The following is a 23,038-nucleotide window of genomic DNA, read 5'->3' as shown; positions in this document are numbered from 1 at the left end:
GATCGGCAAGCTGCGCTTGAACGCCGACACGCCCGCAACCAGACTTAACGAGTGTAGGAGAAAAGGGCGGACCGATGTGTCAAAAAAGGTCGAGCCGAGGGCGCGGAGTTGCAAGCAAATGCAAGCGGGCTTGCGAGCACGGCAGCGAGCGGCGCTGCAAGGCGCGGTGCGGGCAGGCGGCTTGCATGATGCACCCGCTGCGAGAGTTTGGCCGAAAAAGCATAAGCATTGGTAAAGCATGAAATCCGACAGCCGGACACCCGACGACGACGTCTGACCGACCAAGGCTTCCCCGGCGCCGCCGGGTGCCGCTGCGGACCCCACTTGCCGCTCTCAGCCCAGAGCGGCACGATTTGCCCGTTTAGCCGTGCCTGTCGCACGACGAACCGGGCGCCCCACCTGCAACCGCCATGACGTTGATCACGCAACGATCACGGCAGTCCGTGTTACTGCTTAAGTTGCCTGATGCTGCCTTAAGCTGCCTTGGCTTCGCTGTCCGGCGCTTGCGCGACTTCGTAGTTCGCCATGATTTCGAGCGCGCGCACCATTGCCGAGTGATCCCAGGCCTTGCCGCCATTCGCCGCGCACACGCTGAACAGTTGCTGCGCGCTCGCCGTATGCGGCAGCGCGATGCCGAGCTTGCGCGCGCCGTCGAGTGCGAGGTTCAGATCCTTCTGATGCAGCTCGATGCGAAAGCCCGGATTGAAGGTGCGCTTCGTCATGCGCTCGCCGTGCACTTCGAGAATCCGCGACGACGCGAAGCCGCCCATCAGCGCCTTGCGCACGCGTTCCGGATCGGCGCCCGAGCGCGAGGCGAACAGCAGCGCTTCGGCCACGGCTTCGATGTTCAGCGCGACGATGATCTGGTTCGCGACCTTGCAGGTCTGACCCGCGCCGTTCTCGCCGATCAGCGAGATGTTCTTGCCCATCAGTTCGAACAGCGGCTTGGCGGTGGCGAAGGTTTTTTCCGGACCGCCCACCATGATCGTCAGCGTCGCTTCGCGCGCCCCGACTTCGCCGCCGGAGACCGGCGCGTCCAGATAGTCGACGCCCAGCGCGTTGATTTTCTTCGCGAACGCCTGCGTGTCGAGCGGCGAGATCGAGCTCATGTCGATCACGAGCTTGCCCTTCGTGAGGCCGGCGGCGACGCCGTCGTCGGCGAACAGCACGTTGGCCACGTCAGGCGTGTCCGGCACCATGATGATGACGATGTCGGCGGCCTGCGCGACAGCGGTCGAATTCGCGACGACGCTCGTCGTCTTGCCCAGATCTTCCGGCACCGGGTACGCGCCATTCACGAACAGCGAGTGGCCGCCCTTGATGAGGTTGCGCGCCATGTGCGCGCCCATGATGCCGAGGCCGATGAAACCGATCTTTGCCATGAGTCTGAATCTCCAGTGTTGTATGCAGTCCCCACGGGGACTTGTTTCGGGGCGTGAAGCGCCTGATCCGGCCGATCAATGAAGCAAGGCGGCGCTCAGGCGGCGGCGTGGGCTGCGCCGCGGGTCTGCCCGGCCACGCTCTGAATCCAGCCGAGGCCGGCGGTAGTGGTCGCGCGCGGTTTGTATTCGCAACCGACGTAGCCGTCGTAGCCGAGCGAGTCGAGTAGATCGAACAGGAACGGGTAGTTGATTTCGCCTGTGCCCGGTTCGTTGCGGCCCGGATTGTCGGCGAGCTGGATGTGCGCGATCTGCGGCAGGTTCTTTCTGATAGTCGCCGCGAGTTCGCCTTCCATCCGTTGCATGTGATAGATGTCGTATTGCAGGAACAGATTATCCGAACCGACTGCGCGAATCACGTCGAGCCCTTCGCCCGAGCGATTCAGTGCGAAGCCCGGAATGTCGTAGGAATTGCACGGTTCGACCAGCAGCTTGATGCCGGCCTTTTTCAACTCGCCCGCGGCGAAGCGCAGGTTCTCGACAATGGTCGAGCGTGCCTTGTCCGCATCGACGCCGGCCGTCGGAATGCCGACGAGGCAGTTCAGTTGCGGCACCTTCAGCGCCTTCGCGTACTCGATCGCGCGGCCCACGCCTTCCTGGAACTCGCTCACGCGATCCGGCAGACATGCGATGCCGCGCTCGCCGGCTTCCCAGTTGCCCGCGGGCAGGTTGTGCAGCACCAGCTTCAGGCGGTTCTGCTGCAGACGTTCGCTCAATTCGGCGATCTGGTAGGGATACGGAAACAGGAATTCGACGGCGTGGAAGCCCGCGTCGGCAGCGGCCGCGAAGCGGTCGAGGAACGGGACTTCGTTGAACAGCATGGTGAGGTTCGCTGCGAATTTCGGCATGGTGCGTCAGTCTCTTCTGGTCGGTCAGTGGAATGGCTTCGTGAGGCGGTTCGGTGCCGCTGAACCGCGCTCACTTCAGGTTCATCGTTTCGATGCGTCAGGCAACTCAGTCGAGCATGCTGATCGCGGTCGGTGCGTCTTCGCGCGTCGTGGCCAGCTCTTCGAACTCGTTGATCGCGTCGATCTCGGTGCCCATCGAAATGTTGGTCACGCGTTCGAGAATCACTTCGACGATCACCGGCACGTTGAACTCGGAGAGCATCGCCTGCGCTTTCTGCAGCGCGGGCTTCAGCTCTTCCGGCTTGAACACGCGGATTGCCTTGCAGCCCAGACCTTGCGCGACGGCGACGTGGTCCACGCCATAGCCGTTCGTTTCCGGCGAGTTGATGTTCTCGAAACCGAGTTGCACGCAGAAGTCCATGTCGAACGCGCGCTGTGCCTGGCGGATCAGGCCGAGGTACGAGTTGTTCACCACCACATGCACGTACGGCAGCTTGAATTGCGCGCCGGCTGCCAGTTCTTCGATCATGAACTGGAAGTCGTAGTCGCCTGAGAGCGCCACGATCGGACGTTGCGGATCGGCCGCGCGCACGCCGAGCGCCGCCGGAATCGTCCAGCCGAGCGGGCCGGCCTGGCCGCAGTTGATCCAGTTGCGCGCCTTGTACACATGCAGGAATTGCGCGCCGGCGATCTGCGAGAGACCGATCGTGCTCACGTAGCACGTATCGCGGCCGAACACCTGGTTCATCTCTTCGTAGACGCGCTGCGGCTTCATCGGCACGTTGTCGAAGTGCGTCTTGCGATGCATCGTGCGCTTGCGTTCCTGGCAGTCGGCGACCCATGCGCTGCGATCCTTCAGCTTGCCCGCGGCTTTCCATTCCTTCGACACTTCCACGAACAGTTCGAGCGCGGCCTTCGCATCCGAGACGATGCCCAGATCCGGCCCGAACACGCGGCCGATCTGCGTCGGTTCGATGTCCACATGCACGAACTTGCGGCCCTTCGTATAGACCTCGACGCTGCCCGTGTGACGGTTCGCCCAGCGATTGCCGATGCCGAGCACGAAGTCGGAGGCGAGCATCGTCGCGTTGCCGTAGCGGTGCGAGGTTTGCAGGCCGACCATGCCGGCCATCAGCGGATGGTCGTCGGGAATCGCGCCCCACGACATCAGCGTCGGGATCACCGGCACGCCGATGGTTTCGGCGAACGTGACGAGCAGGTCTTCAGCGGCTGCGTTCAGCACGCCGCCACCCGAGACGATCAGCGGCTTGTCCGAGTTGTTGAGCAAGGTGAGCGCCGCTTCGATCTGCTTGCGCGTCGCTTTGGGCTTGTAGACCGGCAGCGGTTCGTACGTGTCGATGTCGAATTCGATTTCGGCGAGCTGCACGTCGATCGGCAGATCGACCAGCACCGGACCCGGACGGCCCGAGCGCATCAGGTGGAAGGCCTGCTGGAACACGCGCGGCACCAGCGCCGGCTCACGCACGGTGACGGCCCACTTGGTGACCGGCTTGGCGATCGACTCGATGTCGACGGCCTGGAAGTCTTCCTTGTACAAACGCGCGCGCGGCGCCTGGCCCGTGATAGCGAGAATAGGAATGGAGTCGGCCTGAGCCGAGTACAAACCGGTGATCATATCGGTGCCGGCGGGGCCCGACGTGCCGATACACACGCCGATGTTGCCCGGTTGAGCGCGCGTATAGCCTTCGGCCATGTGCGAGGCCCCTTCGACGTGGCGGGCCAGCACGTGGCTGATGTTGCCTGCCTTGCGCATGGCCGAGTAGAACGGGTTGATCGCTGCGCCCGGAACGCCGAATGCGGTGTCGATGCCTTCTTTTTCGAGCACCAGCACGGCTGCGTCGACGGCTCTCATCTTGGCCATGAATGTCTCCTGAATGGCGGGGAATTGGCGAAATAAAGGTGTTGAGTGCACTTTAGGCCTGACCTAAAGGTTTGATAAGATCAGTCTGGGTCGCTTATTTCGAAACAAAAAGTATGGAATGACCCACGCGGCGCCCGGCGCCCCGACAAGCAGGAGGCAAACATGGACCGCTTCAAACAGATCGAAACCTTCGTGCGCGTCGCGGATGCCGGCAGCCTCGCGGCGGCCGCGCTGGAAGAGGGCGTGTCCCCGGTGATTCTCGGCCGCCGCATCGACGCGCTGGAAAAGCGTCTCGGCGTGAAACTGATGTACCGTTCGACGCGCCGGCTGGTGGTAAGCGAAGACGGCGCCGCCTTTCTGGAGCGCTGCCGCGGGCTTCTCACCGAATGGGACCAGGCGGAAAACGAACTGAGCGCCGGGCGGCGCGCGATCAACGGCCATCTGATCGTGTCGGCGCCGGCCGCGTTCGGCCGCAAGCACGTCGCGCCGCTTGCCCCGGCGTTCCTCGCCGACAAGCCGGAATTGCAGGTGTCGTTCAATCTGACCGACCGGGTCGTGGATCTGGTGCGCGAGGGGTACGATCTGTCGATCCGCATCGGCGGCGCGGTCGATCCGAATTTCGTCGCGGTCAAGCTGGCGTCGAACCGGCGCGTGGTGTGCGGCACGCCGGAATACTTCCGCCGGCACGGCAGGCCGAAAACGCTCGAAGACCTGCCGCAGCACAACTGTCTGGCGTTCAACCTGCAAGGCGGGCAGAACCGCGGCTGGTACTTCCGCCGCAACGGCAAGCTGGCGACGGTGCGGGTGGGCGGCACGCTCGACTGCAACGACGGCGAGCTGTTGCACCGCTGGGTGTCGGAAGGGCTCGGGCTCGGCTGGCGCTCCACATGGGAAATCCAGCAGCAACTGGCGCGCGGTGAACTGGAAACAGTGCTCGACGAGTTCGCGCTGCCCGACTACGACATTCTCGCGGTCTACCCGCAGCAGCGGTATGTGCCGGCCAAGGTGCGGTACTTCATCGACTACCTGAAAGAGGTGTACGCCAGCGCGGACTACTGGAACCGTCCGGCTTACTAGCCGGCGGCCCGATCGCGCTTTTTGCGGACTCGCGGCGGCGGCGGGAATAAACTCGGCAGATGCCCGGTCATGTGCTGTAGAGACTGTTACGACGAGCGAATTCGCATAGCCCGCAATGCCCTGGAGGGCCGAGGTGGTCCAGACCGATTCAGATCCTGCCCGCGCGCACGGCGAGACCGACGCAGCGAGGAGCCGGCGCTTTCAGCAGATGGCGCTGCCGCACCTCGACGCCGCGTACAACCTTGCGCGCTGGCTGTGCGGCAACGCCAACGATGCCGACGACGTCGTGCAGGAAGCCTTCATGCGCGCGTTTCGCTTCTTCGACACCTTTCGCGGCGACTCGGCGCGGCCGTGGCTGCTGGCGATCGTGCGCCGCACCTGGTACACGGAATGGCGGCGGCGGGCGTCGTCGCACGAAACAGTGGAGTTCGACGACACCATGGACGACACGTCCTTCGATGGTTGGAGCGTGGGCGGCGCCGATCCGCAGGCGCTTCTGATCCGCGACGAGGATACGAAGCTCGTGCACGAAGCGCTCGCGCAACTGCCGGTCGAGTATCGGGAAGTGCTGATGCTGCGGGAACTGGAGGAGATGGGCTATCGGGAGATCGCGCTGGTGGCGGACGTGCCGATCGGCACGGTGATGTCCCGGCTCGCGCGGGGGCGCCGCAAGCTCGCCGCGCTGCTGACGCAGAAGCAGGGAGGCGCGGCGCCGCCGCACCGCTCGTCGCCGTGCGCGGCGGCGCCCGGCGCAAGCAAATCGGCCACGGCGAGCGTGACCCCGTTACGGGCGTCCGCCAACGGCCGGTCACTCAACACGCCAGGCGGCAGCGCCGCCGGCAACGCTCAGGAGACGCCAGATGGACTGTAACGAAGCGCGGCCGCTCCTCGACGCGAACGCCGATCACGAATTGCCCGCGCCGGATGCCCGGCGCGTTCAGCAGCATATCGAGAGCTGCGCCGCCTGCCGGCTCGAAAGCGCGAACTTGCGGGCCATCAGCGGCGCGCTGCGCGCGGCGCCTTATCATCGTGCGCCGCAGTCGCTGCGCGAGCGTATCGTCGCCGGATTGCCGTCTGTCGATGAGCCGGCCGCCGCGGCCGAAGCGCCGTTGGCGAGCGTCGCGACGCCGCCGCGCGAACGTGCGCGGCGCGGCTGGCTCGACCGTTTGCTGGATGGCTGGCGCGCCCCGCAAGGCGGCGCCGGCTGGCCGGCGGGCGCGGGCGGGTCGGGCGTTGTGTTTGCGCGCGGCTGGCGGGTGGCGCTGGTCGTCGCGTTGTGCGCGGTGGCGGCGGGCGTGGCGTTGAACCTGCGGCGGCCGGCCGACTTCGGGCCGTTCACCGACGAACTGGTGGAAAGCCATGTGCGCGCGCAGGTGTCGGGGCGCGACATCGACGTGATTTCGACGGATCGCCATACCGTCAAGCCGTGGTTCAACGGCCGGCTCGACTATTCGCCGCCGGTCGAGGATCTGGCGGCGAGCGGCTTCGCGCTGGAAGGCGGGCGTCTGGACTACCTCGCGCATCAGCGGGTGGCCGTGCTGGTGTACCGCTACCAGAAGCATGTGATCGACGTGTACGTGTTTCCGCAGGCCGGCGCGGGCCGGAACACGGACGGCGCGGCGCCGGCCACGCTCGGTCGAGAAGGCTACTCGATCGCGCACTGGGACGCGGAAGGCATGACCTGGTGGGCGATCTCGGACGCGGCGCCGGATGCGCTCAAGGGGCTGGAAGTGGCGTTGAAGGCGCGCCTGCAAAGCGGCAGCGAGCGTACGGAAACCGGCTCGTAGACTGCAAACGGCCGCCGGGCAACCCCGGGCGGCCGCCGGGCTGCGCGGTGCGGGCCGGCCGGGATTTGCCGGCGCGGGTCGGGGCTTGCGCGCACGAGTGGCGGTATTGCGGCCCGGCCCGCGACCGCCTAAACCCTTGAAAACACACCCGATTCGCGCGCCGCAACAACGGGATATCTTGCAACCCGGCCCCATTCGGGTTACACTCTTTGGCTTCTCACTTGCCACACCGGTTCCGACGCCCGGGTGGCTTCTATCCAAAAGTCAGCACAAGGAGTGTGTATGCGTCATTATGAAATCGTCTTTATCGTGCATCCCGATCAGAGCGAGCAAGTGCCCGCCATGATCGAGCGTTACAAGAGCACGATCACCTCGCACGGTGGCCAGATCCACCGTATCGAAGACTGGGGCCGTCGCCAACTGGCCTACATGATCGAGAAACTCGCGAAGGCTCACTACGTCTGCATGAACATCGAATGCGACCAAACCACGCTCGACGAGCTGGAACACGCATTCAAGTTCAACGACGCCGTTCTGCGTCACCTGATCGTCAAGATGAAGAAGGCCGAAACCGGCCCGTCGCCGATGATGAAGGAAGTGCAGCGCGAAGAAGCCAAGAAGTCGGCTGCTACGCAACCGTCCGAAGCGCAGGCTTAAGACACACTATTTAAGCTACCAGATTCAGCGTCGTTCAAGCCAAAGGCATCATGAACCGGCTGCAACTCACGGCCAGCGTCGTCGAACGCGAACCGGTGCGGTACACCCCCGCCGGCGTTCCGATTGCAGGCTGCACGTTGCACCACCGCACGGAAGTCGTCGAAGCCGGCATTGCCCGGCAAGTCGAACTGACCATGCAGGCGGTAGCCGCAGGCGAGGCGAGCGGTAAGCTTGAAAGCTGTCAGATGGGCGTGGAAACGCTCTTCACAGGCTTTCTGGCGAAAAAGCACCGCAACGCAAGAACTCTGGTATTTCACATCACAGCATTGCAGGACATTGGAAAGGACTGAACATGCCCCGCCCGACTGGTAAGAAATTCGACAAGCGTCGTCAGCAACAGAATCCGCTCTTCAAGCGCAAGAAGTTCTGCCGTTTCACGGCCGCTGGCGTCGATCACATCGACTACAAAGACCTCGAAACGCTGAAGGACTTCATCGGCGAAAACGGCAAGATCACGCCGGCGCGTCTCACGGGTACGAAGTCGCACTATCAACGCCAGCTGGACACGGCAATCAAGCGCGCACGTTTCCTCGCGCTGGTGCCGTACACCGACCAGCACAAGGCCTAACCCGACGACGCGATAAGGAGTCTCCGAATGCAAATTATTCTTCTGGAAAAAGTCGTCAATCTGGGCAACCTGGGCGATATCGTGAAGGTCAAGGACGGTTACGCACGTAACTTCCTGATCCCGAACAAGCAAGCTCGCCGTGCAACGAAAGAAGCCCTGGCTGAATTCGAAGTGCGCCGCGCAGAACTCGAAAAGATCGCCGCTGAAAAGCTGGCTGCTGCTACCGCCCAAGGCGAAAAGCTGGGTGGCTCGACGGTTCAGATCAATCAGAAGGCTGGCGTCGACGGCCGCCTGTTCGGCTCGGTGACGAACGCGGACATCGCTGAAGCCCTGGTCAAGCAAGGTTTCGCAGTGGAAAAGGCGCAAGTGCGTCTGCCGGAAGGCCCGCTGAAGCTGGTTGGCGAACACGCGGTTCAGATCTCGCTGCACACCGACGTTCTCGTCGATGTGACGGTGGCTGTGATCGGCGAACACGTCTAAGCATCAGGTAGTATTTGCCAGGATGTTGCTGGCGAAAGGCAGGGGCCGGGTAACCGGCCCCTGCTTTTTTTGTGCCCGTTTTTTTTAGTTTTCCTGCTCGCCGCAGCCGCCCGATTACCTGATAATTCCTCTCCATGAACGCACCGTCCAAAGATCCCCAACTCGAGTCGCTGAAAGTCCCGCCGCATTCGATCGAGGCCGAGCAATCGGTGCTGGGCGGCCTGCTGCTCGACAATGCCGCGTGGGACCGCATCGCGGATTTTCTGTCGCAGAGCGATTTTTACCGCTATGACCACCGCATCATCTTCGAGCATATCGGCAAGCTGATCGCGGCCACGCGTCCGGCCGACGTGATTACCGTGTACGAGGCGCTCGGCACCTCGGGCAAGGCCGAAGAGGTCGGCGGTCTGGCCTATCTGAATGCGTTGGCGCAGAACACGCCGAGCGCGGCCAACATCCGGCGCTATGCGGAAATCGTGCGCGACCGGGCGGTGCTGCGCCGGCTGGTCTCCGTCGCCGACGAAATCTCGGCCGACGCTTTCAACCCGCAGGGCAAAGAAGTCCGCCAGTTGCTGGACGAGGCCGAATCGAAGGTGTTTTCGATTGCCGAAGACGGTGCGCGCGGCACACAGGGCTTCCTCGAAATCGGGCCGTTGCTCACGGAGGTCGTCGAGCGGATCGACACGCTGTACCACACCGCCAATCCGAGCGACGTGACCGGCACGCCGACCGGCTTCGTCGATCTGGACCGCATGACGTCCGGCATGCACGGCGGCGAGCTGATCATCGTCGCGGGCCGTCCGTCGATGGGTAAAACGGCGTTTTCCATGAATATCGGCGAATACGTGGCGGTCGAGTACGGCTTGCCGGTCGCGGTGTTCTCGATGGAAATGCCGGGTTCGCAACTTACCATGCGTATGCTCGGCTCGGTCGGGCGGCTGGATCAGCACCGCATGCGAACCGGGCGCCTGACCGACGAGGATTGGCCGAAGCTCACGCACGCCGTGCAGAAAATGAGCGAGGCGCAGATTTTCATCGACGAAACCGGCGGCCTGAACCCGATGGAATTGCGCTCGCGCGCACGCCGGCTGTCGCGCCAATGCGGCAAGCTGGGCTTGATCATCATCGACTACCTGCAGCTGATGAGCGGATCGTCGTCAGGCGAAAACCGCGCGACCGAAATCTCGGAAATCTCGCGTTCGCTGAAAAGCCTCGCCAAGGAACTCGACGTACCCGTGATCGCTTTGTCGCAGCTCAACCGCGGTCTCGAGCAGCGTCCCAACAAGCGGCCGATCATGTCGGACCTGCGAGAATCCGGCGCTATCGAGCAGGATGCCGACGTGATCCTGTTCATTTACCGCGACGAAGTCTACAACCCGGACAGTCCGGACAAAGGCACGGCCGAGATTATCATCGGCAAGCAGCGGAATGGTCCGATCGGACCTGTTCGGCTCACGTTCCACGGCCAATTCACGAAGTTCGACAATTTTGCCGGCGCGCAGAATTTCTACGGGGAATAAGCGGAAAAAGTGAAGCGATAACTGAGGCGCCGTTGTAACGGCGCTTCCAGAAGTGCGGCGTGGGTCTCGCAACGGTACAATGTGGCGGTTTTATGTCAGCCATTATGTGACCAATTTTCGGGATCCCAATGTTCGGTCGATTCATGCCCACCGAGGGCAAGTTCTTTGAAATTTTCAATGCGCACGCAACGTGCATCGTCTCGGCAAGCCGTGAACTCGAGCTGCTGATCGACAACCTGCAGGACGCCGAGACCCATAAGCAAAACGTGCAGAAAGCCGAGAAGGCTGCTGACAAGCTCACGCACGAAACCATCGACCTGCTGCACAAGACGTTCATCACGCCGCTCGACCGTGACGAGATCCACAAGCTGATCACCACGATGGACGACATCCTCGACCTGATGGAGGACGTCGCCACCGCTATTTCGCTGTACGACGTGCAGGCCGTGACTTCCGAGGCGAGCCAGCTGGCCCACATCTGCACGGCGACCTCCGAGCGCGTGCAATTCGCCGTCAGCCTGCTGTCCGACATGAAGCAGGCAAGCCAGATTCTGAAAGCCTGCGAGGAAATCGACCGTCTCGAATCGGAAGCCGACCGCGTGCTGCGCGCGGCCATGTCCAAACTGTTCCGCGAAGAAGACAACGTTAAGACGCTGATCAAGCTGAAAGCGATCTACGAGTTGCTCGAAACGATCACGGACAAGTGTGAAGATGTAGCGAACATCATCGAAGGCATCGTGCTGGAAAACGCATAATGCAATCGATACAACTCGCAATCTGGGTCGTCGCCGGCCTGGTCGCCGTCGCGCTGATTTTCGACTTCATGAACGGCTTTCACGACGCGGCGAATTCGATCGCCACGGTCGTCTCGACCGGCGTGCTGAAGCCGCAGCAGGCCGTCGCTTTCGCGGCGGCGTTCAATGTCATCGCGTATTTCGTGTTCCATCTGAAAGTGGCGGCGACTGTCGGCAAGGGCACGATCGATCCGAACATCGTCGACCATTACGTGATTTTCGGCGCGCTGGTCGGCGCGATCGGCTGGAACATCATCACCTGGCACTACGGCATTCCGTCGAGCTCGTCGCATGCGCTGATCGGCGGCCTCGTGGGCGCGGCGCTCGCCAAGTCGGGCTGGGGTTCGCTCAATGTCGACGGCCTGATGAAGACGGTAGCCTTCATCTTCATTTCGCCGCTGCTCGGCTTCGTGCTCGGCTCGTTCTTCATGCTGGCGGTGTCGTGGATCTATTTCCGCACGCCGCCGAGCAAGGTCGACCGGCGTTTCCGGCGGCTGCAACTGGTGTCCGCCGGGTTGTATAGCCTCGGCCACGGCGGCAACGACGCGCAGAAAACCATCGGCATCATCTGGATGCTGCTGATCGCGACAGGTTATGCGTCGTCGATAGCGGATGCGCCGCCGTTGTGGGTGATCGGCGGCTGTTATCTCTCCATGGGCGTCGGCACGCTGTTCGGCGGCTGGCGCATCGTCCGCACGATGGGTCAGAAGATCACCAAGCTCAAGCCGGTCGGCGGTTTTTGCGCGGAGTCGGGCGGCGCGATCACGCTGTTTACCGCCTCGTGGCTCGGCATTCCGGTATCCACCACGCATACGATTACTGGCGCGATCGTCGGCGTCGGCGCAACGCAAAAGCTGAGCGCGGTGCGTTGGGGCGTGGCCGGCAACATCGTTTGGGCGTGGATTCTGACGATCCCGGCTTCCGCGGCGCTCGCCGGGGCTGCCTGGTGGCTCGGCCACCGCTTTCTGTAAGCGCGCGGCGGCGCCCCCGTGCGGCAGCGCTGTCTGCCGCACGAACGCACTGTCAGATGCGCAGCGCGGCGGCTAGATCAGCGGCGCGCTGCCTCCATCCATCGGGACGATCGCGCCCGTCACATAGCTCGCGCGGCGGCTCGCCAGAAACAGCGCGACATCGGCGATTTCCTCCGGGTTGGCAAAGCGTCCGAGCGGCACTTTGGCCTGCCCGCGCGCGAGCGCTTCCGCGCTGCCGATGCCTTGCTGCGTTGCCTCCAGCTTCACCGCTTCCTCGACACGCTCGGTCAGCGTCGCCCCCGGATTGATCGCATTGATGCGGATGCCGTAGCGTGCGTAATAGTGGGCGAGGCCGACGGTGGCAAGCATCAGCGCGGCATTCGCGGCGCCGCCGGCAATATGGATATCGCTCGCGACCTTGCCGCCCATGCCGATGATATTGACGATCGTGCCGGGTACGCCGCCGCTGCCGGATTTCGCGCGCTCCGCCATGCGGCGCAGCACTTCCTGCTGGGGATAGATATAGGGGAAGTATTTCGCTTCCATGGTGGCGCGGAACGCGTCGGCATCGAGCGATTCCGGATCGTAGCGGCGCGCGGCGCCGGCGCTGTTGATCAGCACGTCGATCGGGCCGACCGCGGTGCTCACTTCTTCGACGATATCGGCGGCGCTGTGCGGTTCGTGCAGATCGGCGCGGGTCCGGTGCACGTGCAGGCCTTCCTGTTTCAACTGCTCGAAGGCGCGCGCGAGGTTGGCGGGGTCGCGCGATACGATCGCGACTTTCGCGCCCTCGAGCGCGAACGCGCGGGCGCAGGCAAGGCCGATTCCCTTGCTGCCGCCCGTGATCAACACCACCTTGTCTTTGAGTCCAAGATCCATCGTCGTCACCCGCTGTCGGAAGAATATCGATGACGATAGCAGATCGGCGGAATGGGTGTGATGCGCGGGTCGGTGGCGCGTCGGGTGATGCGGATGGCGCCGGCCGGCTATGGGGCGTCAGAAGTTGCCGTTGGCGAAGCGGGCGATCGGGTCGTCGTTGGTTTGTGTGGGAGCGGGCACGCCGCGCGAGGCGGTGGACGCCCGCATGATCTGCACGCCGCCGTTCTCATCGGCTTGCTGCGCCTCGCGCGCCTGGCGCGCGGCGATGGAAGCGGGCGGCGGCGGCTCGAACGCGTCGGCTGCGGCGTCGATGGGATCGGGCACGCGGGCGCTCGTTTGGGGAGCCGTGCGTAAAGCCGTCGGCTGTGGCTGGGTCAGCGAGCCGACACCCGCGTTATACGATGCACTGGCTTGTTGAGCGGCCGGAACCGGTGTCGGCGACACTGCGCCTGCCGCGCGCGCCTGCATCTGCGCTGCGCTCATTCCGGGCGGCGGTGGTTCGAACGGATCAGCTTGTGCCGTTGCCGCTGTCGCAGCCGTGGCGCTGACCGATTGCGCTTGCGCGTTCAACGGCATGCGCGGCGCGGCGGCAACGCGGGCCGTTTGCTGCGGCGGCGATTGAGATTGCAGCGCGCCCGCGGCATAGACCGGCGGCTGCGCCGCCGCCTTCGTCGGCGTCGGCGCAACGGTCGCCGGCGCACCCGCATAGACCGCCGCTGCCGTCTGCGTCACCGGCGCGACCTGCTCAGGCTGCGGCGCCGCTGCCTGATAGCTCGGCGTATCGAATGGTGCGGGTGTCGCAGCCGGCGAGGCAACGCGGCGTATGCCATCGAAACGCTTGGCCCAATACGGGTTGGTCAGATAGTCGAGACGCACCGTGCCGCCGGTCGACGGCGCATTGACAAAGCGCAGTTTGCCCACGTAAATGCCGACGTGCGAATGCGGGCGTCCTGTCGTGTTGAAGAAAATCAGATCACCCGGCGCGATCTCGTCCGGTTCGATCGACTCGCCGCGCCCGCTCATGTCCGCCGTCGTGCGCGGCAGATTCACCGATGCCGCGCGCGAGACCACATAGCGAACCAATCCGCTGCAATCAAAGCCGCTATCCGGTGTATTGCCGCCCCAGCGGTACGGAATGCCGACGAGACTCATTGCCTGAATCGAGATTTCCTCCCGGCCGATGCTGTGATCGACAAAATTGGGGAAGCCGGGCGGCGGCGCATGATAAGCGCCATTGGTCACGACGACCGAACTGCCCGAGCCGCGCGACGACGTTTTTTGCGGCGCGCCGGCACAGGCGGCGAGCAGCAGCACGGTCAGCAGCGAAAAGGCGAGTCGGCGCATGAAGACGAAGAGAGCGGTAAGCGCTCGTTTAACGGCGGACGATGTCGGGATGGTAGCCGTTGAAACCTCGCTCCGGCAAGAATTCTTAACAAATTACATGAAGTTCGTGCGCTAAGTGTTGCCCATCGGGAACGCAGAGCGAACAAAAAAGCCGCGTCCGGAATGCTCCGGACGCGGCTTCGGGTAGAAGCTAACCCGCTGAAACTTAGAGAATTTCCGACGCGTAGTCGGCAAGGCGAGAACGCTCGCCGCGCGCCAGCGTCACATGCCCGCTGTGCGCCCAGCCCTTGAAGCGATCGACCACGTACGTGAGCCCCGAACTGCCTTCCGTCAGGTAGGGCGTATCGATCTGCGCAATGTTGCCCAGACAGATGATCTTGGTGCCCGGACCCGCGCGCGTAACCAGCGTTTTCATCTGCTTCGGCGTGAGGTTTTGCGCTTCGTCGATGATCAGATACTTGTCCACGAACGTACGCCCACGCATGAAGTTCATGCTCTTGACCTTCAGGCGCGAGCGGATCAGCTCCTGAGTCGCGGCGCGGCCCCACTCGCCGGCTGCGTCGTCGGTCTTCTGCAGGACTTCGAGGTTGTCGTCGAACGCACCCATCCACGGCTGCATTTTTTCCTCTTCCGTGCCCGGCAGGAAGCCGATGTCTTCACCGACCGGCACCGTTGCGCGCGTCACGATGATCTCGTTGTAGCGCTTGTCGTCCAGCACTTGCGCGAGCCCGGCGGCGAGCGCGACCAGCGTCTTGCCGGTACCGGCCTGACCGAGCAGCGTGACGAAGTCGATTTCCGGATTCATCAGCAGGTTCAGCGCGAAGTTCTGCTCGCGATTGCGCGCCGTGATGCCCCACACGTTGTTCTTGTGGTGGCCGTAATCGCGCAAGGTTTGCAGCAGCGCCGTCTTGCCGTTCAGTTCTCGCACCAGCGCGTGAAACGCCGGCTCGCCGTTTTGCGGCTCCAGATAGACGAACTCGTTGACCAGCATCGAGGCGCACAGCGGACCAGTGACGCGGTAGTAGGTCGTACCGGTCTTGGTGTCCTGCCAGCTCTCCATGCCCTTCGCGTGCTTGGTCCAGAAATCCTGCGGCAGCGCGCGGATGCCGGAATACAGCAGATCGCTGTCTTCGAGCACCTGGTCGTTGAAGTAGTCTTCGGCCGGCAGGCCGAGCGCATGCGCCTTGATGCGCATGTTGATGTCTTTCGACACCAGCACGACCTGGCGATCCATCCGGTCGCGCTGCAACGCGCGCACCACGCCGAGGATCTGGTTATCGGCCTTGCCTTCCGGCAGACCTTCCACCGGCTCGATGGCGGTCAGTTTGGTCTGGAAGTACAGGCGCCCGGAAGCCTCGCGGCTGCCCAGTCGCGCGAGCGAAATGCCGTCGGACATGTTGCCGGCGTTCGCCACCAGCGCGTCCAGCGTGCGGCTCACCTGGCGGGCGTTGCGCGCGACTTCCGACATGCCCTTCTTGTGGTTGTCGAGTTCTTCCAACGTCATCATCGGCAGATAGACGTCGTGTTCCTCGAAACGGAACAGGCAGCTCGGATCGTGCATCAGCACATTCGTGTCGAGCACGAAGAGCTTCTGGACTTCGACCGGCTCGGCCGCCGCGCCGCGTTTGCGGCCGGTGCCGCGCGTGCCCGGCACGGCGGCTGCGGGTGTGCTCGCCTCAGCCTGCTTCGCGCTCGGCGCGCGCGCGACGACGGGCTGCGCGGGCGCAGCCGGCTCGGCTTGCGGACGGGCAGCGGGAACCGGTTGCAACAATGCGGCCGTTTGCTTCGATTTGCGGCTGCGGGCGGGAGCGGCTTGGTCCGCGGCTGCGGACGCAGCCGGCGCCGCCGGCGATGTCGGCACAGGCCGCAAAGTGGTCGCGGCGTTGGCGGCGTGCGCCATCGGCGTGGCGACATTCGCGCGGCCGTAGTCGGCCGACTCTGCGGGTTCCCCAACTGCCGCCTGTTTCTTCGCGGCGGAGCGCGCCGGACTGGCGGCTTTGGCCTTGTATTCGTCAGGCGGCAGGAGATTGCCGAGCTTGCTGGGGGGGGTAGGCAAAGGCATGGTTTCCCTCGAATTAATCGGGTCGCATATCGTGCGCCGCCTGTCGCATTCTGCCGGTGCCAATGAGTGCGCACGCAGTTTGCGCCCGGAGGCGCGCATTCGGTCTAGAGATGCCGGTTCGCCTGGTCTTCGATCGGCTCCTTAACGGAAGCGCGAGGCCGAGAGAACGTACGGCTCTCGCGCAATTAAAAAAGCCGCCGCCCCGGCGTACGGAGCAAGCGGCTCGCCTACAGTGCTCGCGTTGCACCTCGCGACTCCGACGGAACCCGGAAAAAGCGGGAAACGACCGTCAAGTCTGGCGCAGCGACGAAAAATTTGGGGTGTACAGGCACTCATTGCAACCCAATATAACGCGCCTCAAAGCGCTTGTACAGCCTCCAGAATATCGTCGACGTGGCCGGGCACTTTCACGCCGCGCCACTCCTGGCGCAGCACGCCTTCAGCGTCGATGAGGAACGTGGAGCGTTCGATTCCCCGTACTTCTTTGCCATACATTTTCTTCATTTTGATGACATTGAAGAGCGCGCACAGCGTTTCCTCGGGATCCGAAATCAACGGGAAGGGCAGTTCGAGCTTTGCCTTGAAGTTGTCATGCGAGCGCAGGCTGTCGCGCGACACACCGAGAATCTCCGCGCCGGCCTTCCTGAACTTTGGATAGAGGTCGCGGAACTGCAGGCCTTCGGTCGTGCAGCCAGGTGTGTTGTCCTTCGGATAAAAATACAGCACCACCTTCTTGCCCCGCAGCTTGGACAGCGTGATCTCGCCACCGGTAGCGGGGGCGGTGAAGTCGGGGATGGGTTGGTCGACTGCGATGGACACGAGGTTCTCCGGTTGTTATGGCCGGCGCCGGATGATTGCGGCAGCGGCCTGGCATCGAGACTTTTGGGAGGGGCGGCCGGCGCGCGGCATGGTCTCGCGCGGTGGCCGGAACGTCAGGGCCGGCTGCTGGTTGACCAGTCAGGGCTGGACAATCAGTTCGCCGGAGCGCCCTGGAATTTCGCCCCACGTAACAGGGTACGATGGCAGCGTGCTGCGGTCTAGCGTGGCGTGATAATCGCCCATGGTCGCGAAGGTGTGGCCTTGCGCGCGCCAGCCTTGCAGAAGCTGTTCGAAAATCGGCGCGAGCTTCTGTCCTTCGAGCTCCGCGTGCAGCGTGAACACCTGGTCGTGCGGATTGTTTTCCGTGTGCTTCAACATCCATGCGGCGACGTTGTGCGATTCGACACCGTCCACGCCGAGCACCTCGTCGAGCGTGGGCAAGGTGGTGGGCATCTGCACGTGCCTGAGCGTTCGCCCGCCGACCACCGGCAGATACGGCGAGTGGCCGCGTCCGTCGGACGCGTAGCGCATGCCCCACGCGTCGATCTGCTCGAATGCATGATCGTTCATCTGCCAGCCTGCCGCGCCGTGCGTGGTGGGCGGCCCGCCGAACACCTCGACGAACCGGTCGTGGCTTTGCTGCATCTGCGCCGTGGTCCATGCGCGGTCTTTCGAGCGCACGTTGTCCTGCCAGTAGACGTGATCCCACGTATGAATGCCGCATTCGAAGCCGGCTTCATGGATCGCGCGCATTTCCGCCGACGCCTTGGCGCCGATGTCCGGGCCGGGCAGCAGCACGCCGTACATCAACTGCTTGATCCCGTAGTGTTCGACCACCGAAGTGCGCGACACTTTCTGCAGAAAGCCCGGCCGCAGCACGCGGCGCATCGCCCAACCGGTGTGGTCGGGCCCGAGGCTGAACAGGAAAGTGGCGCGCGCCTTGAAACGGTCGAAGATGCGCGCGAGATTCGGCACGCCTTCGCGGGTACCGCGCAGCGTGTCGACGTCGATCTTCAGAACGATACGGGCCAAGGATCGGCCCTTATTGCTGTTCGACGAGCGCGCGCGCTTCGCCGACGTGGCCGCGATACGCTTCGAAAATCTTGCGCAGCGCTTCGTCGAAGGTCGACTTCGGCGCCCAGCCGAGTTCCTGCATGGTGTTGTCGATCTTCGGCACGCGGTTCTGCACGTCCTGGTAGCCGGCGCCGTAGTAAGCGCCCGACGACGTTTCGACCAGCTGAACCTGCTTGGCCGTTTCCGCGTATTCCGGGAATTCGGCGGCGAGTGTCAGCATCTTGTGCGCGAGTTCACGCACCGAGAAATTGTTGGTCGGGTTGCCGATGTTGTAGATCTTGCCCGTCGCCACGCCGTTCTTGTTTTCGATGATCTTCATCAGCGCGCCGATGCCGTCGTCGATATCCGTGAACGCGCGCTTCTGCGCGCCGCCGTCCACGAGGCTGATGTTCTCGCCGCGCACGATATGGCCGAGGAACTGCGTGACCACGCGCGAGCTGCCTTCCTTCGGCGTGTAGATCGAATCGAGGCCCGGGCCGATCCAGTTGAACGGACGGAACAGCGTGAAATTCAGGCCTTCCATGCCGTAACCCCAGATCACGCGGTCCATCAACTGCTTGGAGCACGCGTAGATCCAGCGCGGCTTGTTGATCGGGCCGTACGACAGTTGCGATTCTTCCGGATCGAACTGCTCGTCCGTGCACATGCCGTAGACCTCGGAGGTCGACGGAAACACGAGGTGCTTGCCGTACTTGACCGCCGAACGCACGATCGGCAGGTTCGCTTCGAAGTCGAGTTCGAACACGCGCAGCGGCTGCTTGACGTACGTGGCGGGCGTGGCGATCGCGACCAGCGGGAGGATCACATCGCACTTCTTGACGTGATATTCGACCCACTCCTTGTTGATCGTGATGTCGCCTTCGAAGAAGTGCATCCGTTCATGATTGACCAGGTCGCCCAGACGCTCGGTCTGCATGTCCATGCCGAAGACTTCCCAATCGGTCGTTTCGAGAATGCGTTTGGACAGGTGATGGCCGATGAAGCCATTCACACCCAGAATCAGGACTTTTTTCATGAGTAACGGGGAGTTTGGATGAGCTGGGCAAATTCGGCCGGAGTGACGACAGTCTCGCTGCCGTCGTGCTGGCGCCGCAATTCGTGGATGGCGATCGCGCGGCCGTCGCCGCATGTCGCGAAAATGCCATTATCGCTTACGTGCAGGCCCGGCGGCAAATCCGAGCGAAGCGCGCCGGGCGCGGCGAGGCGCGCGCGCGTCACGACGAAACGTTGCTCGCCGATGTCCGTGAAGGCGCCGGGATAGGGTGGCGCGACCGCGCGAATCAGGTTGTAGACCTGCTGCGCCGATTGCGTCCAGTCGATGCGTCCGTCTTCCGGCTTGCGCCCGCCATAATAGCTGCCGTGCGCGAGATCGTTCGGCAGATGCGGCGCTTCACCCGCCAGCAGGGACGGCAGCACGCGCCACAGCGTTTGTTCGGCGGCCACCGTGACCTTGTCGAACACCTGGCTCGCGGTGTCGTCGGGCAGGATCGGCACCGGCGTTTGCGCGATGATCGCGCCCGCGTCCGGCTTGGCGGCCATTTCGTGCAGCGTCGCGCCGGTTTCGGTTTCGCCGTGAATCACCGCCCAGTTGGTCGGCACGCGGCCGCGGTACTTGGGCAGCAGCGAGCCGTGCATGTTGTAAGCGCCCCGTGCGGCGAGCGCCAACACGTCGACCGGCAACATGTGGCGGTAGTAGAACGAGAAGATGAAGTCCGGGCGCGCGGCGCTCACCGCGGCGCGCAGTTCGGGACTCTTCGGATCGTGCGGCGTGATCACCGGAATGCCGTGCTCGGCCGCGACCGAAGCGACGCTGCCGAACCAGATGTTTTCGGTCGGGCTGTCTTCGTGCGTGACGACGAGCGCCACCTCCACGCCGCGCGCGAGCAGCACCTGCAGGCAGCGCACGCCGACGTTGTGATACGCGAATACGACGGCGCGCGGCTTCATGGATTGGGGCCTTGATCGAGGAGCGGCGCGGCCTGCACGGCCTGCACGACCGCCTGGCGCGGCGCTTCGGCCACGGTCGTGCCGTCGCGCTGTTCGAGAATGGTCTGCACGAGATAGCGCGGACGTGCGCGCACCTGCTGATAGATCCGGCCGATATATTCGCCGAGCAGGCCGAGCGCGAAGATGATGACGCCGAGCAGGAAGAACGTGATGGCGAACAGCGTGAACACACCTTGCACTTCCGCGCCGATGATGAAGCGGCGAATCAGCAGCAGCACGAACAGCGCCGCGGAGCCGAGCGACAGGATCACGCCGATGAACGACAGCCATTGCAGCGGCACGACCGAGAAGCCGGTCACGAGGTCGAAGTTCAGGCGGATCAGCGAATACAGCGAGTACTTCGATTCGCCGGCAAAACGCTCTTCGTGCGCGACCTCGACTTCCACCGGATTCTGCGCGAAGGTGTACGCGAGCGCCGGAATGAAGGTGTTGATTTCGCCGCAGCGGTTGATCGTGTCGATGATGTGCCGGCTGTACGCGCGCAGCATGCAGCCCTGGTCGGTCATCTTGATGCGGGTGATGCGCTCGCGCAGCCGGTTCATCGCGCGCGAGGCCTTGCGGCGCCACAGGCTGTCCTGGCGTTGCAGGCGGATCGTGCCGACGTAGTCGTAGCCTTCGCGCATCTTGTTGACCAGCTTGCCGATCTCTTCCGGCGGATTCTGCAGGTCGGCGTCGAGCGTGATGACGATCTCGCCGCGCGACTGTTCGAAGCCCGCCAGAATCGCCATATGCTGGCCGTAGTTGCCGTTCAGCAGAATCACGCGGGTCGTGTCGGGACGCGCGCGGAACTGCTCGGCGAGCAGGGCGGCGGATTTGTCGCGGCTGCCGTCGTTGATGAAGATCACTTCATAACCGGTGCCGAGCGCGTCGAGCGCGGGATAGAGGCGCGCGAACAGCGCAGCCAGACCGGCTTCCTCGTTGTACACCGGGATGATGATCGACACTTCCGGTACGACGGCGCGATGTTCCGAATAAATCATTTCCGCTTATTTTCCGTATTGTTCGCAAATTTCATTGACCGCGCGGCACACGCGCTCCACGTCGCCCTCGTTCATCAGCGTGAAGAGCGGCAGCGTGACATTGGTCGCGCCGAAGCGCTCCGCATGCGGGAACATGCCTTGCCTGAAGCCGCGCGCCCGGTACAGCGAGAACAGGTGAATCGCCGGGTAGTGCACGCCCGAGCCGATGCCGCGTTCTTTCAACTGACCCATGAAGCCCGCGCGGTCGATCGAGAGTTTCTCCAGCGGCAGGGTGATCTGGAACATGTGCCAGTTGCTGTTTTCAAAGTCAGCAAACGGCAGGCCGACTCCCAGTTGCGTCGCCGCGCCGCCCTCGAACCCCGCGAAATACGCGCGCACGAGTTTTTTGCGCTGCGCCAGAAAACGTTCCAGATGCGGCAGCTGGCCGAGGCCGACGCGCGCGGCGACGTCCGTCAGGTTGTACTTGCCGCCGAGCACGTCGCAGTCCATGCCGTCGAAGCCGGTGCGCGTGATGCCTTGCAGGCGGTATTTCTGCGCAAGGACGGCTTCTTCCTCGTTGTTCAGCACCAGCGCGCCGCCTTCGATCGAGGTCAGATTCTTGTTTGCATGAAAGCTGAACGAGACCATGTCGCCCAGCTTGCCGATGCGCTCGCCTTTCCACGTCGAGCCGAATGCCTGCGCGGCGTCTTCGATCACGCGCAGCTTGTGGGCGCGGGCGATCGCGTACAGACGGTCCATGTCGACCGGCAGGCCCGACAGATACACCGGAATCAGCGCCTTGGTGCGCGGCGTGATGGCCTTTTCGAGCAGATCGAGATCAATGTTGCGGGTGAGCGGGTCGATGTCGGCGAACACGGGGGTCGCGCCGACTTCATAGATCACGTTGCTGGTCGAGACCCACGAAGCCGGCGTCGTGATGACCTCGTCGCCCGCACCCACGCCGGCGATGCGCAGGCCGATTTCCAGCGTCGCCGTACCGGAATTGAACGTGCGCACCGGACGGCCGCCGCAGAATTCCGACAGCGCCGCTTCGAACTTCTGGTTCTGCGGGCCGGTGGTGATCCAGCCGGAGCGCAGCACGTCGGCGACGCCCTGAATCGTTTCCTCATCGATCTCGGGTTTGACAAAGGGCAAAAACGGGACTGTTGACTGGCTCATGAATGCTTTGCTCGATTGAAAGGGGGCGCAACCCGAAGGGCGCGACTAAACCACACACTACGCGCAACCCGGGCCGAGGTAAAAAAGGGCGCAACCGCGCAGCATACCGTGGTCAAGCTTACGTATTCCTTAGTCGGCCGGCACGCCTGCTTGCGGTATCTTTTGCTGCCTTCCTGTGTTCGAGGCGGCGCCGGCAAAAACTGTAATAGATCCTGTCCGGCACACCGCTGCCGGCCCGTGACCGCTAGGTGCGAGCCAACACCAGCACGCCGATCAGGATGATGCCGATGCCGATCAGCTTCTGCACCGACAGCACTTCGTCAAACAGATACCACGCCGCGAACGCGTTGACGACGTAGCCGAGCGAGAGCATCGGATAGGCAATCGACACCTCCACCCGCGACAGCCCGATGATCCACACGGCCACGCTGATCACATAGCAGGCCAGCCCGCCGATGATTGGCGGCTGGGTTGCCAGGCGAAAGGCAATGGGCAGGATGTTCGCACGGCTGAATTCGAAGTGTCCAACGGCATTCGTACCGGCTTTGAGCAGCAACTGCGCACCGGCGTTCAACGTGACGCCGGTAAGAATGCAAAAGAGGGAAATCGGGTTCATCGAACGGGCAGATCCT

General features: G+C 63.5%; 23 protein-coding genes. 10 read left to right on the top strand and 13 right to left on the bottom strand.

Annotated elements, in window-relative coordinates; translation table 11 throughout:
• Window positions 1-473 precede the first annotated feature (473 nt).
• The 3 genes from CJU94_RS16270 to gcl form a co-directional block, all read right to left on the bottom strand.
• Window positions 474-1,382 carry a 2-hydroxy-3-oxopropionate reductase gene (locus tag CJU94_RS16270; RefSeq protein WP_095419565.1) on the bottom strand — a complete coding sequence of 303 codons (909 nt, stop codon included), beginning with the start codon at window positions 1,380-1,382 and terminating at the stop codon, window positions 474-476.
• Window positions 1,383-1,477: 95 nt separating this feature from the next.
• Window positions 1,478-2,287: a hydroxypyruvate isomerase gene (hyi, locus tag CJU94_RS16265; RefSeq protein ID WP_095419564.1), complete on the bottom strand. Its 810-nt coding sequence runs from the start codon at window positions 2,285-2,287 to the stop codon at window positions 1,478-1,480.
• Window positions 2,288-2,393: 106 nt separating this feature from the next.
• Entirely contained in the window at window positions 2,394-4,169 is a 1,776-nt protein-coding gene (gene gcl, locus CJU94_RS16260; RefSeq protein ID WP_095419563.1) for a glyoxylate carboligase, read from the bottom strand.
• A 162-nt stretch (window positions 4,170-4,331) separates the two neighbouring features.
• Here gcl and CJU94_RS16255 point away from each other — a divergent pair, with 162 nt between their 5' ends.
• From CJU94_RS16255 to CJU94_RS16210, 10 genes are all read left to right on the top strand, one after another.
• Window positions 4,332-5,246 (top strand): LysR family transcriptional regulator, encoded by a 915-nt coding sequence (locus CJU94_RS16255; RefSeq protein ID WP_095419562.1) that lies wholly within the window; start codon window positions 4,332-4,334, stop codon window positions 5,244-5,246.
• Window positions 5,247-5,379: 133 nt separating this feature from the next.
• On the top strand, window positions 5,380-6,117 hold the full coding sequence (locus CJU94_RS16250) for an RNA polymerase sigma factor (protein ID WP_095419561.1): 738 nt from the start codon (window positions 5,380-5,382) through the stop codon (window positions 6,115-6,117).
• Complete coding sequence (locus tag CJU94_RS16245) at window positions 6,107-7,033, top strand: anti-sigma factor family protein (RefSeq protein WP_095419560.1); 927 nt, start codon at window positions 6,107-6,109, stop codon at window positions 7,031-7,033. The genes CJU94_RS16250 and CJU94_RS16245 overlap by 11 nt, the downstream gene beginning before the upstream one ends.
• 282 nt (window positions 7,034-7,315) lie before the next feature.
• On the top strand, window positions 7,316-7,690 hold the full coding sequence (gene rpsF, locus CJU94_RS16240; protein WP_006048823.1) for a 30S ribosomal protein S6: 375 nt from the start codon (window positions 7,316-7,318) through the stop codon (window positions 7,688-7,690).
• A 50-nt stretch (window positions 7,691-7,740) separates the two neighbouring features.
• Window positions 7,741-8,040 (top strand): primosomal replication protein N, encoded by a 300-nt coding sequence (priB, locus tag CJU94_RS16235; protein ID WP_007182110.1) that lies wholly within the window; start codon window positions 7,741-7,743, stop codon window positions 8,038-8,040.
• Window positions 8,041-8,042: 2 nt separating this feature from the next.
• Complete coding sequence (rpsR, locus tag CJU94_RS16230) at window positions 8,043-8,318, top strand: 30S ribosomal protein S18 (RefSeq protein ID WP_007182109.1); 276 nt, start codon at window positions 8,043-8,045, stop codon at window positions 8,316-8,318.
• Window positions 8,319-8,345: 27 nt separating this feature from the next.
• Window positions 8,346-8,798: a 50S ribosomal protein L9 gene (gene rplI / locus CJU94_RS16225; protein WP_095419559.1), complete on the top strand. Its 453-nt coding sequence runs from the start codon at window positions 8,346-8,348 to the stop codon at window positions 8,796-8,798.
• Window positions 8,799-8,932: 134 nt separating this feature from the next.
• Entirely contained in the window at window positions 8,933-10,318 is a 1,386-nt protein-coding gene (locus tag CJU94_RS16220) for a replicative DNA helicase (protein WP_006048827.1), read from the top strand.
• Between the two features lie 128 nt (window positions 10,319-10,446).
• Complete coding sequence (locus CJU94_RS16215; RefSeq protein ID WP_091794570.1) at window positions 10,447-11,073, top strand: DUF47 domain-containing protein; 627 nt, start codon at window positions 10,447-10,449, stop codon at window positions 11,071-11,073.
• Entirely contained in the window at window positions 11,073-12,083 is a 1,011-nt protein-coding gene (locus CJU94_RS16210) for an inorganic phosphate transporter (RefSeq protein WP_095419558.1), read from the top strand. The genes CJU94_RS16215 and CJU94_RS16210 overlap by 1 nt, the downstream gene beginning before the upstream one ends.
• A gap of 72 nt (window positions 12,084-12,155) precedes the next feature.
• On the opposite strand, the gene CJU94_RS16205 is transcribed toward CJU94_RS16210, so the two are convergent.
• From CJU94_RS16205 to CJU94_RS16155, 10 genes are all read right to left on the bottom strand, one after another.
• Complete coding sequence (locus tag CJU94_RS16205) at window positions 12,156-12,962, bottom strand: SDR family NAD(P)-dependent oxidoreductase (protein WP_095419557.1); 807 nt, start codon at window positions 12,960-12,962, stop codon at window positions 12,156-12,158.
• A gap of 117 nt (window positions 12,963-13,079) precedes the next feature.
• Window positions 13,080-14,306 (bottom strand): NlpC/P60 family protein, encoded by a 1,227-nt coding sequence (locus CJU94_RS16200; protein ID WP_095419556.1) that lies wholly within the window; start codon window positions 14,304-14,306, stop codon window positions 13,080-13,082.
• A 205-nt stretch (window positions 14,307-14,511) separates the two neighbouring features.
• Window positions 14,512-16,368 carry a PhoH family protein gene (locus CJU94_RS16195; protein ID WP_095419555.1) on the bottom strand — a complete coding sequence of 619 codons (1,857 nt, stop codon included), beginning with the start codon at window positions 16,366-16,368 and terminating at the stop codon, window positions 14,512-14,514.
• A 357-nt stretch (window positions 16,369-16,725) separates the two neighbouring features.
• Window positions 16,726-17,187: a peroxiredoxin gene (locus tag CJU94_RS16185; RefSeq protein ID WP_095419554.1), complete on the bottom strand. Its 462-nt coding sequence runs from the start codon at window positions 17,185-17,187 to the stop codon at window positions 16,726-16,728.
• Window positions 17,188-17,325: 138 nt separating this feature from the next.
• Complete coding sequence (locus CJU94_RS16180; RefSeq protein ID WP_095419553.1) at window positions 17,326-18,219, bottom strand: polysaccharide deacetylase family protein; 894 nt, start codon at window positions 18,217-18,219, stop codon at window positions 17,326-17,328.
• A gap of 10 nt (window positions 18,220-18,229) precedes the next feature.
• On the bottom strand, window positions 18,230-19,276 hold the full coding sequence (locus CJU94_RS16175) for a bifunctional UDP-4-keto-pentose/UDP-xylose synthase (protein WP_095419552.1): 1,047 nt from the start codon (window positions 19,274-19,276) through the stop codon (window positions 18,230-18,232).
• Window positions 19,273-20,208, bottom strand: a complete 936-nt coding sequence (locus CJU94_RS16170; protein ID WP_095419551.1) for a formyltransferase — start codon at window positions 20,206-20,208, stop codon at window positions 19,273-19,275. The genes CJU94_RS16175 and CJU94_RS16170 overlap by 4 nt, the downstream gene beginning before the upstream one ends.
• Window positions 20,205-21,248 carry a glycosyltransferase gene (locus tag CJU94_RS16165; protein WP_095419550.1) on the bottom strand — a complete coding sequence of 348 codons (1,044 nt, stop codon included), beginning with the start codon at window positions 21,246-21,248 and terminating at the stop codon, window positions 20,205-20,207. Before CJU94_RS16165 ends, CJU94_RS16170 begins: the two co-directional genes overlap by 4 nt.
• Window positions 21,249-21,254: 6 nt before the next feature.
• Window positions 21,255-22,406, bottom strand: coding sequence for a DegT/DnrJ/EryC1/StrS family aminotransferase (locus tag CJU94_RS16160; protein WP_095419549.1), 1,152 nt, complete (start codon window positions 22,404-22,406; stop codon window positions 21,255-21,257).
• 244 nt (window positions 22,407-22,650) lie between these two features.
• A complete protein-coding gene (locus CJU94_RS16155) occupies window positions 22,651-23,022 on the bottom strand; it encodes an SMR family transporter (protein ID WP_095419548.1) in 372 nt (123 codons plus the stop codon).
• Between the last annotated feature and the right edge of the window lie 16 nt (window positions 23,023-23,038).

This window comes from Paraburkholderia aromaticivorans, from assembly GCF_002278075.1.
Classification (GTDB): domain Bacteria; phylum Pseudomonadota; class Gammaproteobacteria; order Burkholderiales; family Burkholderiaceae; genus Paraburkholderia; species Paraburkholderia aromaticivorans.
Note: the sequence above shows the minus strand (reverse complement) of the source record. Positions and strands in the feature narration are given on the sequence as shown.

Excerpts from the sequence above, each read along its gene's own strand:
- CJU94_RS16270 (WP_095419565.1), bottom strand. The coding sequence starts at position 1,382 with ATGGCAAAGATCGGTTTCATCGGCCTCGGCATCATGGGCGCGCACATG.
- hyi (WP_095419564.1), bottom strand. The coding sequence starts at position 2,287 with ATGCCGAAATTCGCAGCGAACCTCACCATGCTGTTCAACGAAGTCCCG.
- gcl (WP_095419563.1), bottom strand. The coding sequence starts at position 4,169 with ATGGCCAAGATGAGAGCCGTCGACGCAGCCGTGCTGGTGCTCGAAAAA.
- CJU94_RS16255 (WP_095419562.1), top strand. The coding sequence starts at position 4,332 with ATGGACCGCTTCAAACAGATCGAAACCTTCGTGCGCGTCGCGGATGCC.
- CJU94_RS16245 (WP_095419560.1), top strand. The coding sequence starts at position 6,107 with ATGGACTGTAACGAAGCGCGGCCGCTCCTCGACGCGAACGCCGATCAC.
- rpsF (WP_006048823.1), top strand. The coding sequence starts at position 7,316 with ATGCGTCATTATGAAATCGTCTTTATCGTGCATCCCGATCAGAGCGAG.
- priB (WP_007182110.1), top strand. The coding sequence starts at position 7,741 with ATGAACCGGCTGCAACTCACGGCCAGCGTCGTCGAACGCGAACCGGTG.
- rpsR (WP_007182109.1), top strand. The coding sequence starts at position 8,043 with ATGCCCCGCCCGACTGGTAAGAAATTCGACAAGCGTCGTCAGCAACAG.
- rplI (WP_095419559.1), top strand. The coding sequence starts at position 8,346 with ATGCAAATTATTCTTCTGGAAAAAGTCGTCAATCTGGGCAACCTGGGC.
- CJU94_RS16220 (WP_006048827.1), top strand. The coding sequence starts at position 8,933 with ATGAACGCACCGTCCAAAGATCCCCAACTCGAGTCGCTGAAAGTCCCG.
- CJU94_RS16215 (WP_091794570.1), top strand. The coding sequence starts at position 10,447 with ATGTTCGGTCGATTCATGCCCACCGAGGGCAAGTTCTTTGAAATTTTC.
- CJU94_RS16210 (WP_095419558.1), top strand. The coding sequence starts at position 11,073 with ATGCAATCGATACAACTCGCAATCTGGGTCGTCGCCGGCCTGGTCGCC.
- CJU94_RS16205 (WP_095419557.1), bottom strand. The coding sequence starts at position 12,962 with ATGGATCTTGGACTCAAAGACAAGGTGGTGTTGATCACGGGCGGCAGC.
- CJU94_RS16200 (WP_095419556.1), bottom strand. The coding sequence starts at position 14,306 with ATGCGCCGACTCGCCTTTTCGCTGCTGACCGTGCTGCTGCTCGCCGCC.
- CJU94_RS16195 (WP_095419555.1), bottom strand. The coding sequence starts at position 16,368 with ATGCCTTTGCCTACCCCCCCCAGCAAGCTCGGCAATCTCCTGCCGCCT.
- CJU94_RS16175 (WP_095419552.1), bottom strand. The coding sequence starts at position 19,276 with ATGAAAAAAGTCCTGATTCTGGGTGTGAATGGCTTCATCGGCCATCAC.
- CJU94_RS16170 (WP_095419551.1), bottom strand. The coding sequence starts at position 20,208 with ATGAAGCCGCGCGCCGTCGTATTCGCGTATCACAACGTCGGCGTGCGC.
- CJU94_RS16165 (WP_095419550.1), bottom strand. The coding sequence starts at position 21,248 with ATGATTTATTCGGAACATCGCGCCGTCGTACCGGAAGTGTCGATCATC.
- CJU94_RS16160 (WP_095419549.1), bottom strand. The coding sequence starts at position 22,406 with ATGAGCCAGTCAACAGTCCCGTTTTTGCCCTTTGTCAAACCCGAGATC.
- CJU94_RS16155 (WP_095419548.1), bottom strand. The coding sequence starts at position 23,022 with ATGAACCCGATTTCCCTCTTTTGCATTCTTACCGGCGTCACGTTGAAC.